The organism is Paracoccus marcusii (assembly GCF_006151785.1).
GTDB lineage: Bacteria > Pseudomonadota > Alphaproteobacteria > Rhodobacterales > Rhodobacteraceae > Paracoccus > Paracoccus marcusii.
In genome coordinates this window covers 1-14,223 of record NZ_VDDD01000017.1, presented here as the reverse complement: position 1 = coordinate 14,223, position 14,223 = coordinate 1, and the positions used below count along the sequence as shown (strand labels likewise).

Annotated in this window: 14 protein-coding genes; 10 read left to right on the top strand and 4 right to left on the bottom strand. The window is 69.5% G+C overall.

The features are described from left to right. Position 1: 1 nt before the first annotated feature. Positions 2-622 carry a lytic transglycosylase domain-containing protein gene (locus FHD68_RS04550; RefSeq protein ID WP_045999444.1) on the bottom strand — a complete coding sequence of 207 codons (621 nt, stop codon included), beginning with the start codon at positions 620-622 and terminating at the stop codon, positions 2-4. A 173-nt stretch (positions 623-795) separates the two neighbouring features. On the opposite strand from FHD68_RS04550, the gene ssb reads away from it, so the two are divergent. After that, entirely contained in the window at positions 796-1,308 is a 513-nt protein-coding gene (ssb, locus tag FHD68_RS04545) for a single-stranded DNA-binding protein (protein ID WP_127898262.1), read from the top strand. Between the two features lie 227 nt (positions 1,309-1,535). After that, positions 1,536-2,582: a Leu/Phe/Val dehydrogenase gene (locus FHD68_RS04540; protein WP_127898261.1), complete on the top strand. Its 1,047-nt coding sequence runs from the start codon at positions 1,536-1,538 to the stop codon at positions 2,580-2,582. A gap of 76 nt (positions 2,583-2,658) precedes the next feature. On the opposite strand, the gene aroB is transcribed toward FHD68_RS04540, so the two are convergent. Together aroB and FHD68_RS04530 are read right to left on the bottom strand one after the other, a co-directional pair. Continuing rightward, positions 2,659-3,765, bottom strand: a complete 1,107-nt coding sequence (aroB, locus tag FHD68_RS04535; RefSeq protein WP_127898260.1) for a 3-dehydroquinate synthase — start codon at positions 3,763-3,765, stop codon at positions 2,659-2,661. Further along, the gene (locus FHD68_RS04530) at positions 3,762-4,313 is read right to left on the bottom strand and encodes a shikimate kinase (protein WP_240542382.1); all 552 of its coding nucleotides are present in this window, start codon (positions 4,311-4,313) and stop codon (positions 3,762-3,764) included. Before FHD68_RS04530 ends, aroB begins: the two co-directional genes overlap by 4 nt. A gap of 126 nt (positions 4,314-4,439) precedes the next feature. Between FHD68_RS04530 and FHD68_RS18925 the strand changes: the two genes are divergently transcribed. The 7 genes from FHD68_RS18925 (at position 4,440) to FHD68_RS04500 (ending at position 12,322) form a co-directional block, all read left to right on the top strand. Then, positions 4,440-4,604, top strand: coding sequence for a hypothetical protein (locus FHD68_RS18925; protein WP_164871414.1), 165 nt, complete (start codon positions 4,440-4,442; stop codon positions 4,602-4,604). Then, positions 4,597-6,057 (top strand): hypothetical protein, encoded by a 1,461-nt coding sequence (locus FHD68_RS04525; protein WP_127898258.1) that lies wholly within the window; start codon positions 4,597-4,599, stop codon positions 6,055-6,057. Before FHD68_RS18925 ends, FHD68_RS04525 begins: the two co-directional genes overlap by 8 nt. Further along, on the top strand, positions 6,054-7,022 hold the full coding sequence (locus FHD68_RS04520; protein WP_045999447.1) for a tyrosine recombinase: 969 nt from the start codon (positions 6,054-6,056) through the stop codon (positions 7,020-7,022). The genes FHD68_RS04525 and FHD68_RS04520 overlap by 4 nt, the downstream gene beginning before the upstream one ends. 10 nt (positions 7,023-7,032) lie before the next feature. Further along, positions 7,033-8,355 carry an HlyC/CorC family transporter gene (locus FHD68_RS04515; RefSeq protein ID WP_139085317.1) on the top strand — a complete coding sequence of 441 codons (1,323 nt, stop codon included), beginning with the start codon at positions 7,033-7,035 and terminating at the stop codon, positions 8,353-8,355. Between the two features lie 73 nt (positions 8,356-8,428). After that, positions 8,429-10,447, top strand: a complete 2,019-nt coding sequence (gene tkt, locus FHD68_RS04510) for a transketolase (protein ID WP_127898257.1) — start codon at positions 8,429-8,431, stop codon at positions 10,445-10,447. A gap of 85 nt (positions 10,448-10,532) precedes the next feature. Next, positions 10,533-11,453, top strand: coding sequence for a DMT family transporter (locus tag FHD68_RS04505; RefSeq protein WP_139085315.1), 921 nt, complete (start codon positions 10,533-10,535; stop codon positions 11,451-11,453). Further along, entirely contained in the window at positions 11,453-12,322 is an 870-nt protein-coding gene (locus FHD68_RS04500) for a lysophospholipid acyltransferase family protein (RefSeq protein ID WP_139085313.1), read from the top strand. Before FHD68_RS04505 ends, FHD68_RS04500 begins: the two co-directional genes overlap by 1 nt. 32 nt (positions 12,323-12,354) lie before the next feature. On the opposite strand, the gene FHD68_RS04495 is transcribed toward FHD68_RS04500, so the two are convergent. After that, the gene (locus tag FHD68_RS04495; protein ID WP_139085311.1) at positions 12,355-13,761 is read right to left on the bottom strand and encodes a class II 3-deoxy-7-phosphoheptulonate synthase; all 1,407 of its coding nucleotides are present in this window, start codon (positions 13,759-13,761) and stop codon (positions 12,355-12,357) included. A 184-nt stretch (positions 13,762-13,945) separates the two neighbouring features. Here FHD68_RS04495 and FHD68_RS04490 point away from each other — a divergent pair. After that, a partial coding sequence (locus tag FHD68_RS04490) for a type 1 glutamine amidotransferase family protein (RefSeq protein ID WP_482811963.1) occupies positions 13,946-14,223 on the top strand: 278 nt, incomplete at its 3' end.

Below are 14,223 nucleotides of genomic sequence, written 5' to 3'. Positions count from 1 at the left end.
ATCAGCCGCCCGCGATGATGCGGACATAGTTCCGCGTCTCGCGATAGGGCGGGATGCCGCCGTGCTTCTGCACCGCGCCTGGCCCCGCGTTATAGGCGGCCAGCGCCAGCGTCCAGTTGCCGAACTGGTTGTACATCATCCGCAGATAGCGTGCTCCGCCGTTCAGGTTCTGCACCGGATCGTTGGGGTTCACGCCCAGCTTTGCGGCCGTTCCCGGCATCAGCTGCGCCAGCCCCATCGCACCCTTGTGGCTGCGCGCGTTCGGGTTCCAGCCCGACTCCTGCTGGACCAGCCGCAGGAACAGGTCCTCGGGAATGCCGTGACGCTGCGCCGCCTGACGCGCATGGGGCAGGTATTCGCTGCGCCGGCCCGTATAGCGGGGAATGTTCGGCGCCGTTTCCAGCAGCACCTCCTGGCGGCCCGCATTCGGCTGCAGCCGGGCAGACGACTGGTACTGGGTCGACAGGCGCGAATCCATCAGCCGGGTCTGGCGCGCGAACTGTTCGGCGCGCGACTTGGAGGAGGCGCCCGACAGGCGCAGGCCCTGCGCGTCGGCAGGCAGTGCCAGGCTTCCGATCACCGCTGCACAGAAGGTTGCCTTCAGGGTATGGCCTAGCCGCATGATCTCCGCCCTCGTCCTTGTCGCACCGGCCTGTCGCCGCTTTTGTCCCGGACTATACACGAAATCGGTCATGCTGCCAGTCGGGCCTTGGCGCTACGCGACTTCCTGCTTGGCTTCACCCGGCGGGCTGGGCTAGACCCGACGCAAAGGCACATAATCCAAGGATCCTGATCATGGCAGGCAGCGTCAACAAGGTCATTCTGGTCGGCAATCTTGGCCGCGACCCGGAAATCCGCAGCTTTCAGAACGGCGGCAAGGTCGCGAACCTGCGCATCGCCACCTCCGAGAACTGGAAGGACCGCACCACCGGAGAGCGCAAGGAGCGCACCGAGTGGCACACCGTCGCCATCTTCAACGAGGGCCTGGTGGGCGTCGTCGAACGCTATCTGAAGAAGGGCAGCAAGGTCTATGTCGAGGGCCAGCTGGAAACCCGCAAGTGGCAGGACCAGTCCGGCCAGGACCGCTACTCGACCGAGATCGTCCTGCGCGGCATCGGCGGCACGCTGACCATGCTGGACGGCGCCAGCGGCGGTGGCGGCGGCATGGGTGGTGGCGGCATGGGCGGCGGTGGTCGCGACAGCGGCGGCTACGACGACTATAACCAGGGCGGCGGATCGTCGTCGCGCGGCGGCGGCGGCGGCCAGGGCGGCGGACGCGCCGATTACGACGACGAGATCCCGTTCTGATCCGATCAGGGCGAATCACCGGAAAGGGGCGGCCATTGGGCCGCCCTTTTTCGTTGCCGGCGCGCGACGCGATCTTGCCGGCGCGCACCCCGCCCTTGCCGCAAGTTGCGCGGTAGGCGGTACGGGCTTTGCGAATGATCCTGCGCTTGCATTGCGTCCGCGCTGGCGGTTTCTGGGCTGATCCCTGCGCGGGACGGCCCGCGCGCCTGCCACAGGAAGGCTTGCAGATGGCACTGACACTTACCGATCTGACCGCACCCCAGGGGTTCGAGCGTCTGGTTCTGGCACAGGACCCGCAGGCCGGGCTGCGCGCGCTGATCTGCCTGCATTCGACCACGCTCGGCCCTGCCGCGGGCGGGTGCCGCATGTGGGCCTATGCCGACGACGATGCCGCGATCCATGACGTGACGCGTCTGGCCCGCGGCATGACATACAAGAACGCGATGGCCGACCTGGGCCTGGGCGGCGGCAAGGCGGTCATCATCGGCGACGCGCGCACCGACAAGACCCCGGCGATGATGCGCGCCTTCGGCGAGGCCGTCGACGCGCTTGGCGGCACCTACTGGACGGCCGAGGATGTCGGCATCTCTCCGGCGGACATGGCCCATGCGGCCGAGGCGACGCGCTTTGCCGTGGGCCTGTCCGGCGCATCGGGCGACCCCTCGCCCTGGACCGCCGAGGGCGTGTTCCGCTGCCTGCGCGTGGGCGCGCGCCATGCGTTCGGCACGGACGATCTGACCGGGCGGCGGGTGCTGGTGCAGGGGCTGGGCCATGTCGGCCTGTCGCTGGCCGAAAAGCTGGCCGCCGCGGGGGCACGGCTGATGGTGACCGACATCCATCAGGCGGCGCTGGACGACGCCGCGACACGCCTTGGCGCAACCGTGTGTGCGCCCGACGTGGTCTTCGATCAGCAGATGGACATCCTAGCTCCCTGCGCCCTGGGCGGCGTGCTGACGCGGGACACCGCCACGGCGCTGACCGCGACGCTGGTCTGCGGCGCCGCGAACAACCAGCTGGCCGATGACGGCGTGGCGGACATCATGGCCGAACGCGGCATCACCTATCTGCCCGACTATGTCGTGAACGCAGGCGGCATCATCAGCGTCGCAAGCGAGATCCACGGCAAGCCCGACGCCTGGCGCCTGGATCGCCTGACCGCCATCGCCGGCCGCGTCGACCAGATGCTGACCCGCGCGCGCGACACGGACCAGCTGCCCTCGGCCGTGGCCGATCAGATGGTCCACGACATGCTGACCACCCGTCGCGCCGCCTGAGGCGGCTTCGGCGACAGCCAGCCGTGGCGGCCTCCTCGATGGGGGCTGTCGCGGCTTCGCGGGCCGGGACGGACGCCTAGCGCGCGTCGTGCAGGACGCGTGCCAGCATGTTACCTTCGACCGCATCGCTGACGAAGGCCTCGCCGATCCCGCGGGCCAGCACGAAACGCAGCTGGCCGTCCACGACCTTCTTGTCCTGCCCCATCAGCGCGATCAGGCCCCCGTCGTCTGGCAGGGCGCCGGGGATCTCGGACAGTCGTGCGGGCATGCCCATCTGGCGCAGATGCGCCAGGACGCGGCTCGGCGCCTCCTGCGAACACAACCCCATCCGCGCCGACAGATCGAAGGCCAGCGCACAGCCGATGGCCACGCCCTCGCCATGCAGCAGCCGGTCCGAATACCCGGTCGCCGCCTCCAGCGCGTGACCGAAGGTGTGGCCCAGGTTCAGCAGCGCGCGTTCGCCCTGCTCGGTCTCGTCGCGGGTGACGATGCCCGCCTTCATCGCCACCGAATGCGCGACCGCCTGCTGGCGCAGGCCCGCATTCCCCGCCAGGTCAGGGCCGTTCTCCTCCAGCCAGGCAAAGAAAGCCGCATCCCCCAGCAGACCGTACTTGGCGACCTCGCCATAGCCCGACAGGAAATCGCGCGAGCTCAGCGTGTCCAGCACGTCGATATCGGCCAGGACCAGCGAGGGCTGGTGGAACGCGCCGACCAGGTTCTTGCCATGCGCGCTGTTGATCCCGGTCTTGCCGCCCACACTGCTGTCGACCTGCGCCAACAGCGTCGTGGGCAGCTGCACGAACCGCACCCCGCGCCGCAGGATCGCCGCCGCAAAACCCACCAGGTCACCGATCACCCCGCCGCCAAGCGCCAGGACGACGTCGCGCCGCTCGACGTGCTGGTCCAGCAGCCAGTCGACGCAGGCCGTCAGATGCGGCCAGCTTTTGGTCCCCTCCCCGGCCGGCAGGACCAGCGCCTCGCTGGCGATCCCCGCGTCGCGCAGCGCGGCCTGCAGCGGTGCCAGATGCAGCCCTGCCACCGTTGCGTCGGTGACGATCGCCACGCGCGGCCGCGACAGAAGCGGTGCGATCTCGGCGCCCGCGCGACCCAGCAGGGCCTGCCCGATGCGGACGTCATAGGCGCGCGCTCCAAGGGGCACGGGAACGGTGACGGGATCGGTCATGGCTTCTCCTGGGTCAGGGTGGGATGGGCGGCGGTCAGTTCGGCGATCAGGCGGGTCGCGGTCGCCTCGATCGTGTCGCCGGCGCGGGACACGAATTCCAGGTCCGCCAGCGCATAGACGGGGCTGCGTTCCGCCAGCAGGCGCAGCAGCGTGCCCTTTGGGTCGGCGGTCTGCAGCAGGGGGCGCGTCGGGCGCTGGCGCACGCGCGCCCACAGCGTCTCGGGCGAACAGTTCAGCCAGACGGACAGGCCCCGTTCCCCGATGATCTGCCGGTTCTCGGGGCGCATCCACGCGCCGCCCCCGGTCGAGACGACGCCCGGCGCCCCCGCCAGCAGGCGCGACAGCACCTGCGCCTCGCGCGCGCGAAAGAACGCCTCGCCGTCGCGGGCAAAGATCTCGCTGATGGACATGGCCGCCGCGGCCTCGATCTCGGCGTCGGAATCGGTGAACGGCACGCGCAGCCTGCGGGCCAGTTCCGACCCGATGGCGGTCTTGCCCGCGCCCATCATTCCGATCAGCACGATATGGCGCGTCAGCACCTGTGTCATCCGGCCCCCCGTCAATCGGGTGACTGAATGACGTGATCTTTCGGAAATTGCCATATATATTCGCCCCGAGCCGGCCCAAGACCGGTGCAAGAACACAGAAAACACGGTCGAGCAAAGGCGAATGCAATGCGGATGTTGAAACTGCTGGTGGTGCTGATTCTGGCGGGACTGATCGGCCTCGCGGGCTATGCCTATTTCGGCGACATGGCCCCGACCCGCCAGGAGGTCCGCACCCCCCTGCAGCTGGACACCCCCGCGGCCGAACAGCCGGCCGAGGCTGCCGGTGACTGACAGAACCACCCTCTGCGCACTGGTCCTGGCGCTGCTGCCCAGCCTTGCCCTGGCGCAGCAGCAGCCCCTGTCGGCCAGCGACTGGCTGTCGGGCAGCGTCCGCGGCCCGGTGCGCGAAAGCTCGGCCTGGCGGCCCGGCGACGCCCCACCGCCCCGCCCAAGCGCCAGACCCCAGCCGGTGGCCACCAGCGGCGCCGTGGGTCCGGTACAGGTCACCCGCCTGGACCAGGGCAACCCTGACCACACCGGCACGCAAAGCCCCCGCCGTGCCGGGCTGCCGGCCGACCTGTGGTCGGGCAGCGACCCCGCGCAGCTGTCGCAGATGGTGCTGGCCACGCCCGCCCGCCTGCAATCCATGCAGGCGTTGCTGAAGCGTGTGCTGACCGCACAGTTGGCCCCCCCCACCGCGCCAGAAGGGATGCGGGGACAGCTGTTCCTGTCGCGCGCCGACCGCCTGCTGGACATGGGCGCGCTGGACGAGGCGCAGTCGCTGCTGGTCGCCGCCGGCCCCGGCCAGCCCGAGATCTTTCGCCGCATGTTCGACATCGCCCTGCTGGAGGGCGACGAAGGCCGCGCCTGCGCGATCATGAACGGCACGCCCGGCATCGCGCCCAGCTTTGCGGCGCGCATCTTCTGTCTGGCGCAAACGGGCGATTGGGCCGCGGCGGCGATCGGCCTGCACGGCGCCGAGGCGCTTGGCCTGATCGACGAACGCCAGGCGATCCTGCTGACGCATTTCCTGGACGACGCCTTCGTCGACACGGCAGAGCTGCTGGCCCCCGCCGACCGCATGACCCCGCTGGAATTCCGCATCTACGAGGCCGTGGGACAGCCCCTGCCAACGCAGCCCCTGCCGGTGGCCTTCGCGCAATCCGACCTGCGCCTGAACAGCGGCTTCAAGGCCCGGCTTGAGGCTGCCGAGCGTCTGGCGCGCACCGGCGCCCTGCCCGCCACGACCCTGCGCCAGATCTATGGCGAACAGCGGCCCGCGGCATCGGGCGGGGTCTGGGAACGCGCCGGAGTCATGCGCACGCTGGAGGCGGCGCTTGCGGGCGGCGATCTGGCGCAGGCGTTGCCCCGCGCCTTCGACGAATTCCGCGCGGCCGGGATGGCCGACCTGCTGGCGGCGATGGTCGCGGCCGACCTGCCCACCGGCATCACCGATCCCCGCGCCGCCGAGGTGGCCGACCTGATGCGCGCCTGGATGGGCCTGCCCGACAGCGTGATCCCCGATCCCGCGCCCGAGATGGCCGCACCCCCCGCCACGCCCCCCGACACCCGTCGCGGAGAGGCGCTGCTGACCGCGATGGCCGATATCGACGCGGCGCTGGAGGGCGATCTGGCCCGCGCCGGGCGTGGCATAGCCATGCTGCGCGCCCTGGGTCTGGACCCCGATGCCGATCACGCCGAGGCGCAGATCACCCTTCTGCCGCAGATGCAGGCCCCGCAATGAGCGCCGACCACAACGCCATCGGCGCCTTTCTGGACGCCCAGGCCGCCGAGGCCGGGGCCGCGCGGAACACGCTGCTGGCCTATGGCCGCGACCTGCGCGACCTGTCGGACTGGCTGGGCGCGCGGGCGCTGTCGCTGGCCGGGCTGACGCGCGAGCAGGTCGAGGATTACCTGTCCCATTGCGACGCGCAGGGCCTGTCGCGGGCCACCCGTGCCCGCCGCCTGTCGGCCATCCGCCAGTTCACCCGCTTTGCGCTGGAGGAGGGCTGGCGCGAGGACGACCCCGCCATCCGCATCGCGGGCCCCGGCCGCGCCAAGCGCATCCCGCGCACGCTGGACCGGGCCGAGATCCAGGCGCTGCTGGACGCAGCCCCCGGCATCGGCCGGGGCCGGATCGACCGCACGCGCAACATGTGCCTGATCGAGCTGCTGTACGCGACCGGCATGCGCGTCACCGAACTGGTCAGCCTGCCGGTGGCCGGGTGCCGGGGCGATCCGGCGGTCCTGGTGATCCGCGGCAAGGGCGGCAAGGACCGGATGGTCCCCCTTGGCCAGGCCGCCCGGACCGCCCTGCGCGACTGGCTGGAGATCCGCGACAACGCCCCCCAGGGCAGCCCGCTGTACCGCCTGCTGGCGGGTCGCGGCGCGCGCTGGCTGTTTCCCGCACCGGGCGCGGCGGGCCACCTGCCGCGGCAGAGCTTTTCGCGCCTGCTGGGCCAGATGGCGGTGGCGGCGGGCATCGATCCCGCGCGCGTGACGCCGCACGTGATCCGCCACGCCTTTGCCACCCACCTGCTGGAAGGCGGCGCCGACCTGCGCAGCATCCAGATGCTGCTGGGCCATGCCGATCTGGGCACGACGGAAATCTATACTCATGTGCTGAACCATCGCATGCGCGATCTGGTTCTGAACCACCACCCTCTGGCGCGCGGCGTGTCGCCTGACGATGCCGCCAACACCAACTGACCGGGACCTCATGGACCAACTTACCTCTGCGCTCGACTTTGCGGCCGTCGTCACCATCGCGGCGATCCTGATCTGCCTGATGCTGTCGGCCTTCTTTTCGGGGTCCGAGACCGCGCTGACCGCATCCAGCAAGGCCAAGCTGCGGGCCCGCGCCGATCGGGGCGACAGCGGCGCCGAAGCCGCCGTCCGCGTGACCGCCGACAGCGAGAAGCTGATCGGGGCGATCCTGTTGGGCAACAACGTCGTCAACATCCTGGCCGCCAGCCTTGCGACCGCGCTGTTCACGCGCCTGCTGGGCGCGGGTGGCGTGGCGATCGCCACGCTGGTGATGACCGTGCTGGTGCTGATCTTCTCCGAGGTGATGCCCAAGACGTACGCCATCTCTGCCCCCGAAAAGGTGGCAAGCCTGGTGGCACGTCCCATCGGCATCCTGACCGTCATCCTGTCCCCGATCGTCAGCGTCGTGCGCCTGATCGTGGGGGGCATGCTGTCGGTGGCCGGCCTGAAGACCGATCCCGGCAAGCACATGTTTTCCTTGGAGGAGGAGATCGAGGGGGCGCTGTCCCTGGGCCACGCACAGGGCGCGGTGAACAAGGAGGACCGCGACCGCCTGCTGGGTGCGCTGGACCTGGGCAACCGCACGGTCGAGGAGATCATGCGCCACCGCTCGGAGATCCAGATGATCGACGGCGACCTGCCGCCCGAGAAGATCCTGGAACTGGTCCTGGCCAGCCCGCACACCCGCCTGCCCGTCTATCGCGAGGAGCGCGAGAACATCGTGGGCGTGATCCACGCCAAGGACCTGCTGCGCGCGGTGAACCGGGCCGTGGGCGATGCGGGCGATGCCAGCGCCGCGCGGCGGTTCGATCTGGCCGCGGTGATGATGCCCCCCTATTTCGTCCCCGAGACCAGCGTCCTGGACGAGCAGATGCGCGAGTTCCTGAAGCGGCGCACGCATTTCGCGCTGGTTGTGGACGAATACGGATCGCTGCGCGGCCTGATCACGCTGGAGGACATCATCGAGGAGATCGTCGGAGAGATCGCCGACGAGCACGACACCGAGGAGGATCAGACCCTCAAGCCCAACGCCCAGGGCGATTACCTTGTCGAGGGCGGCATGACCATCCGAGACCTGAACCGCCAGCTGGACTGGACCCTGCCCGACGACGAGGCCAACACCATCGCGGGCCTGGTGATCCACATGGCGCAGTCGATCCCCGAGCAGGGACAGGTGTTCAGTTTCGCGGGCTATCGCTTCGAGGTCGTCACGCGGCGCGAGAACCGCATCACCCGGCTGCGCATCCGCCCCCTGCCCACGGCCACCGACGACTGACCGGCGGCGGCTTGCAACCGCCTGTGCCAACCCATAACAACGCGCCAACCCCACGTGCCGCAAGGAACATCCCATGGACATCGCCGCCCGCCGCACCGCAGACCCCGCCCATTGGAACCTGGCCAGCGCGATCCGCGTGCTGTCCATGGACGCGGTCGAGGCTGCCAATTCCGGCCATCCCGGCATGCCGATGGGCATGGCGGACGTGGCCACCGTCCTGTTCCGCAACCACCTGAAGTTCGACGCCAGCGCGCCGCACTGGTTCGACCGCGACCGGTTCATCCTGTCGGCGGGCCACGGGTCCATGCTGATCTACAGCCTGCTGCATCTGACCGGCTATGAGCAGATGACGCTGGACCAGGTCCGCAACTTTCGCCAGCTGGGCGCGATCACCGCGGGCCATCCGGAATACGGCCATGTCGAGGGGGTCGAGACGACCACCGGCCCCCTGGGCCAGGGCATCGCCACCGCCGTGGGCTTTGCCATCGCCGAGGAGGCGATGCGCGCCGAGTTCGGGGCCGATCTGTGCGACCACCGCACCTGGGTCATCGCCGGCGACGGCTGCCTGATGGAGGGCATCAGCCACGAGGCCATCGCCCTGGCCGGCCACCAGAAGCTGGGCCGCCTGATCGTGCTGTGGGACAATAACGACATCACCATCGACGGCCGCGTCAGTCTGTCGGACGCGACCGACCAACATGCCCGCTTTGCCGCCGCAGGCTGGCGCGTCCTGTCCTGCGACGGGCATGACGCCGCCGACATCGACCGCGCGCTGAGCCAAGCCGCGCAGGATGACGGCCGCCCGACGCTGGTCGACTGCAAGACGATCATCGGCTTTGGCGCTCCGAACAAGGCCGACAGCAGCAAGGCCCACGGCTCTCCGCTTGGCGCGGACGAGATCGCGGCCACCCGCGCGGCCTATGGCTGGAGCCATGAGCCCTTCCACCTGCCCAACCAGATCGTCGCGGACTGGCGGGCCATCGGCCAGCGCGGTGCGGCGCAGCGCGCGGCGTGGAACGACCGCGTGGACGCGCTGTCCGACGAGGCGCGCAACGACTTTGCCCGCCGCATCGGCAACGAGGTCCATCCGCGCCTCAACGCGATCATCGACGCCTTCAAAGTCCAGACGCTGGAGGCCAAGCCCAAGGTCGCCACCCGCAAGGCCTCCGAGAACGTGCTGGAGGTGCTGAATGCCGAAATGCCCGAGAATTTCGGCGGATCGGCCGACCTGACCGGATCGAACAACACCAAGACCGGCGGCCAGGGCGTCTTCAGCGCCGAAAACCGTATGGGCCGCTATCTGCATTACGGCATCCGCGAACACGGCATGGCAGCGGCGATGAACGGCATCTGGCTGCATGGCGGGTTCCGCCCCTATGGCGGGACGTTCCTGACCTTCACAGACTATGCGCGCGGGGCGATGCGCCTGTCGGCCCTGATGGGCCTGCCGGTCGTCTATGTGATGACCCATGACAGTATCGGCCTGGGCGAGGACGGCCCGACCCACCAGCCGGTCGAGCACCTGGCGATCTGCCGCGCCACGCCCAACACGCTGACCTTCCGCCCCTGCGATCAGACCGAGACCGCCGAAGCCTGGGAGATCGCCCTGTCGCAGGACGCGACGCCGTCGGTCCTGGCCCTGTCGCGCCAGAACCTGCCGCTGCTGCGCCAGGAGACCGGAGAGAACCTGACCGCCAAGGGCGCCTATGTCCTGCGCGAGGCCTCGGCCACGCCCAAGGTCGTACTGATGGCCACCGGATCGGAGGTCGAGATCGCCGTCGCCGCGCGCGATGCGCTGGAGGGTCAGGGCATTCCGACCCGCGTCGTGTCCGTCCCTTCGATGGAGCTGTTCCGCGACCAGCCGCGCGACTATCGCGCCGAGGTGCTGCCTGCGAACACCGTGCGCATCGCGATCGAAGCCGCGGTGCGCCAGCCTTGGGACTGGCTGCTGCTGGGAGAGCGCGGCCAGGAGGACCGCTCTGCCTTCGTCGGCATGGAGGGGTTCGGCGCCTCGGGTCCTGCACCCGAGTTGTACAAGGAGTTCGGCATCACCGCCGAGGCTGTCGCAGAGCGCGCGAAAGCGCTGCTGTGATACCCGGACCGACCGTCGCGATGGGTATTTGGGCAAAGGAGAAACTGTGTCTTCGTTGCCCAGACGCCCATGACCGCGCCTTCTGATGCGCGTCCTGGCGCGCGCATTCGCGCTGATGGGTCGGGAGCGGGATGGATTGCGGCGGCCCGGATCGGACCAGGCACGGGGCATCGCGCTGCTGCTGGCGGCGATCCTGGGTTTTACGCTGATGGATGCGACGGCCAAGCACCTGACGCAGACCTATCATCCGGCGCAGGTCATCTGGGCGCGGTTCATCGGAAACCTGCTGATCTTTGCGCTGATCTTTCGCGGGGCCATGCTGCCTTTGTTGCGCACGCGCCAGCCGGGCATGCAGTTCGCTCGGGCGATGATGCAGCTTGGGTCGGTCGGGCTGTTCTTCACCTCGCTTCAATACATCGGGCTGGCCGAGGCGACGGCGATCATGGACCTGAACCCGGTCCTGATCACGCTTGGGGGGGCCTTGTTCCTGGGTGAGAAGGTCGGCCCGCGGCGGCTGGCGGGGATCGCGGTGGCACTGGTCGGCGCGCTGCTGATCATCCGCCCCGGACTGGGCGTGTTCCAGCCTGCGGCGCTGCTGCCACTGGCCGGGGCCTTCACCTATGCCGCGGGGGCGTTGCTGACGCGCGTCGTGCGGACCGATTCGGTGGCGACCTCGGTACTGTGGTCGGCCGTCGTGGGCACCGTCGCCTCCAGCATCGTGGTGCCGATGTTCTGGCAGCCGATCGCCGCGAGCGATCTGTGGGCATTCGCCGCGCTGGCGGTGTTCGGCACGGTCAGCCAGTACCTGCTGGTCAAGGCGTTCAGCGCGGCCGAGGCGGGGACGCTGGCGCCCTTCGGCTATACGGGGCTGATCTGGGCCGGGCTGTGGGGGTTCGTCTTCTTCGGGCAGCTTCCGGATGTCTGGACCGTCACCGGCGCGGTCATTATCGTGGCCGCGGGGCTGTATGTCTGGTCGCGCGAGGCGCGGGCCGCCAAGGGGGCGTGATGCGCGATGACCGATCCACGATAACCGACCGGCTGGCCAACGGCGCGTTCGTGGCAATCATGGGGCTGGCACGCCTGCTGCCCTATTCGCGCCGCATCCCGGCGATGGGCTGGGTGTTTTCGCACGTGATCGCGCCCATCGCCGGCTGGCGCAGGCGCATCCGCGACAACCTGGCGCTGGCCCGCCCCGACCTGTCCCCGGCAGAGATCGAGGCGCTGGTGCGCGCCGTTCCCGACAATGCGGGCCGGTCGGTGGCAGAGATCTATTCCGCCGATGAATTCACGGACCGCATCCGCACGGCCGATCCGCTGCAGGGCCCCGGCCTTGCCGCGCTGGAGGAGGCTCTGGACAGCCATCGCCCGGTGATCCTGGCCTGCGCGCATTTCGGCAATTACGATGCGATGCGGGCCGCGCTGGCCGCGCGTGGCTGGCCGGTCGGCGCCCTGTACCGGCCCATGAACAACGAGGCGTTCAACCGCCATTACGTCCCCGCCATCACCGCCATCGCCGAGCCGCTGTTCCCGCGCGGCCGGGCCGGATTGGCGGCGATGCTGCGGTTTCTCAAGGGTGGCGGCTGGCTGGCCCTGGGTTTCGATCAGTTCGACCGCGAGGGGGCGGAGCTGCGGTTCTTCGACCTGCCCACGCGGACGGTGCTGACGCCGGCGGACCTGGCCCGCCGCTATGACGCGCTGCTGGTACCGATCTGCGGCATCCGCCAACCGGACGGGCTGTCCTTCAAGGTTCATGTCGGCGCGCCCATCGCGCATGGCGATTCCCGCGCGATGATGCAGGCGCTGAACGACGACCTGGAGATGCTGGTGCGGCGCCACATGGACCAGTGGTTCTGGGTCCACCGCCGCTGGAAATGAAAAGGCCCCGCATCGGCGGGGCCCTGTCGTGATCAGATGGCGGCGGCGGTCCGCACGGGCGCGGCGTTCTCGCGCCGGGCGCGCAGTTCCTCGGCGACCAGGAAGGCCAGCTCCAGCGACTGGCTGGCGTTCAGGCGCGGATCGCAGGCAGTGTGATAGCGGTCCGACAGATCCTCGTCCGTGACGGCGCGCACGCCGCCGGTGCATTCGGTCACGTCCTTGCCGGTCATCTCGAAATGCACGCCGCCGGGGATCGTGCCCTCGGCCTTGTGGACGCCGAAGAATTCGCGGACCTCGCGCAGGATCGAATCGAAGGCACGCGTCTTGTAGCCGGTCGACGACTTGATGACGTTGCCGTGCATCGGATCGCAGGACCAGACGACGTTCGCGCCCTCGTCCTGCACCGCGCGGATCAGGCGCGGCAGGTGGTCGCCCACCTTGCCCGCACCAAAGCGTGCAATCAGCGTCAGGCGCCCGGCCTCGTTGGCGGGGTTCAGCTTGGCCATCAGCACCTTGAGGTCGTCCGCCGTGGTCGTCGGGCCGCATTTCAGGCCGATCGGGTTCTGCACGCCGCGGCAGAACTCGACATGCGCGCCGTCAGGCTGACGCGTCCGGTCGCCGATCCAGATCATGTGGCCCGACCCCGCCACCGGCAGGCCGGTGGTGCTGTCGATGCGGGCCAGGGCCTCCTCGTACTCCAGCAGCAGCGCCTCGTGGCTGGTATAGAAATCGACCTTGGACAGCTGGTGCGCGGTGTCGGAATTGACGCCCGCCGCCTGCATGAAGGCCATCGCATCGCCGATGCGGCCGGCGATGTCGCGGTACCGCGCGGCCTCGGGGCCGCCCACGAAGTCGGCGATCCAGCTTTGCACGCGGTGCATGTCCGCGAAGCCGCCGGTCGAGAAGGCGCGCAGCAGGTTCAGCGACGCCGCCGCCTGGGTATAGGCCGCCAGCATCCGCGTCGGGTCGGGGATGCGGGCCTCGGGGGTGAAATCGAACCCATTGATGATGTCACCGCGATAGCTGGGCAGCTCCACCCCGTCCATCACCTCGGTCGGGGCGCTGCGCGGCTTGGCGAACTGGCCCGCCATGCGCCCGACCTTGATCACGGGCATCTGCGCGCCCCAGGTCAGTACCACGGCCATCTGCAGCAGCACCTTGAAGGTGTCGCGCAGGTTGTCGGCGCTGAATTCGCTGAAGCTTTCGGCGCAGTCACCGCCCTGCAGCAGGAAGGCCCGGCCCGCGGCGGCGTCCGCCAGCTGGGCGCGCAGGCGGCGCGCCTCTCCAGCAAAGACCAGCGGGGGATAGCGGCGCAGTTGCGATTCCACCCCCGCCAGCGCGGCGGGATCGGTATAGTCGGGCATCTGGACGCGCGGATAGGCGCGCCAGCCGGCCTTGTCCCAATCCTGGGTGGCGGTCTTGCGGGTCTGCTGCGTCATGTCCTGCGCTCCTTGAAAATGTCGCGTCGGTATAAACGCTAACAGTCGGCAGGAAAAGGGTCTGCCGCGGCCCTCTGGAAAGCCCCCTTGCCGCGGCGTCAAAAGGCTGTTTGGGTGCGGGGCGCAACCGCACGCAAAGATAGCCCCCATGCCATCCGAGAAACCGCGACGCTTCACCTTCCTGTTGCTGGATCGATTCACCATGCTGCCCTTCACGGCCGCGATCGAGCCCCTGCGTCTGGCTAACCGCGCGTCGGGGCAGACGTTGTTCGACTGGCGCCTGGTCGGGCCGCGGGGCGACGTGGCGACGTGCTCGAACGGGACGCGGGTGATGCTGGACGGCGGGCTGGACCTTGACGCCCCCCCGCCCGGCCGGGACGAGGTCGTGATCGTCTGCGGCGGCACCGACATCGCGCGCGAGGCGACGCGCCCGGTGCTGGCCTGGCTGCGCCGGCAGGCGCG

Excerpts from the sequence above, each read along its gene's own strand:
- FHD68_RS04495 (WP_139085311.1), bottom strand. The coding sequence starts at position 13,761 with ATGACGCAGCAGACCCGCAAGACCGCCACCCAGGATTGGGACAAGGCC.
- FHD68_RS04550 (WP_045999444.1), bottom strand. The coding sequence starts at position 622 with ATGCGGCTAGGCCATACCCTGAAGGCAACCTTCTGTGCAGCGGTGATC.
- FHD68_RS04515 (WP_139085317.1), top strand. The coding sequence starts at position 7,033 with ATGGACCAACTTACCTCTGCGCTCGACTTTGCGGCCGTCGTCACCATC.
- FHD68_RS04530 (WP_240542382.1), bottom strand. The coding sequence starts at position 4,313 with ATGACACAGGTGCTGACGCGCCATATCGTGCTGATCGGAATGATGGGC.
- ssb (WP_127898262.1), top strand. The coding sequence starts at position 796 with ATGGCAGGCAGCGTCAACAAGGTCATTCTGGTCGGCAATCTTGGCCGC.
- FHD68_RS04540 (WP_127898261.1), top strand. The coding sequence starts at position 1,536 with ATGGCACTGACACTTACCGATCTGACCGCACCCCAGGGGTTCGAGCGT.
- FHD68_RS04505 (WP_139085315.1), top strand. The coding sequence starts at position 10,533 with ATGCGCGTCCTGGCGCGCGCATTCGCGCTGATGGGTCGGGAGCGGGAT.
- FHD68_RS04520 (WP_045999447.1), top strand. The coding sequence starts at position 6,054 with ATGAGCGCCGACCACAACGCCATCGGCGCCTTTCTGGACGCCCAGGCC.
- FHD68_RS18925 (WP_164871414.1), top strand. The coding sequence starts at position 4,440 with ATGCGGATGTTGAAACTGCTGGTGGTGCTGATTCTGGCGGGACTGATC.
- tkt (WP_127898257.1), top strand. The coding sequence starts at position 8,429 with ATGGACATCGCCGCCCGCCGCACCGCAGACCCCGCCCATTGGAACCTG.
- aroB (WP_127898260.1), bottom strand. The coding sequence starts at position 3,765 with ATGACCGATCCCGTCACCGTTCCCGTGCCCCTTGGAGCGCGCGCCTAT.
- FHD68_RS04500 (WP_139085313.1), top strand. The coding sequence starts at position 11,453 with ATGCGCGATGACCGATCCACGATAACCGACCGGCTGGCCAACGGCGCG.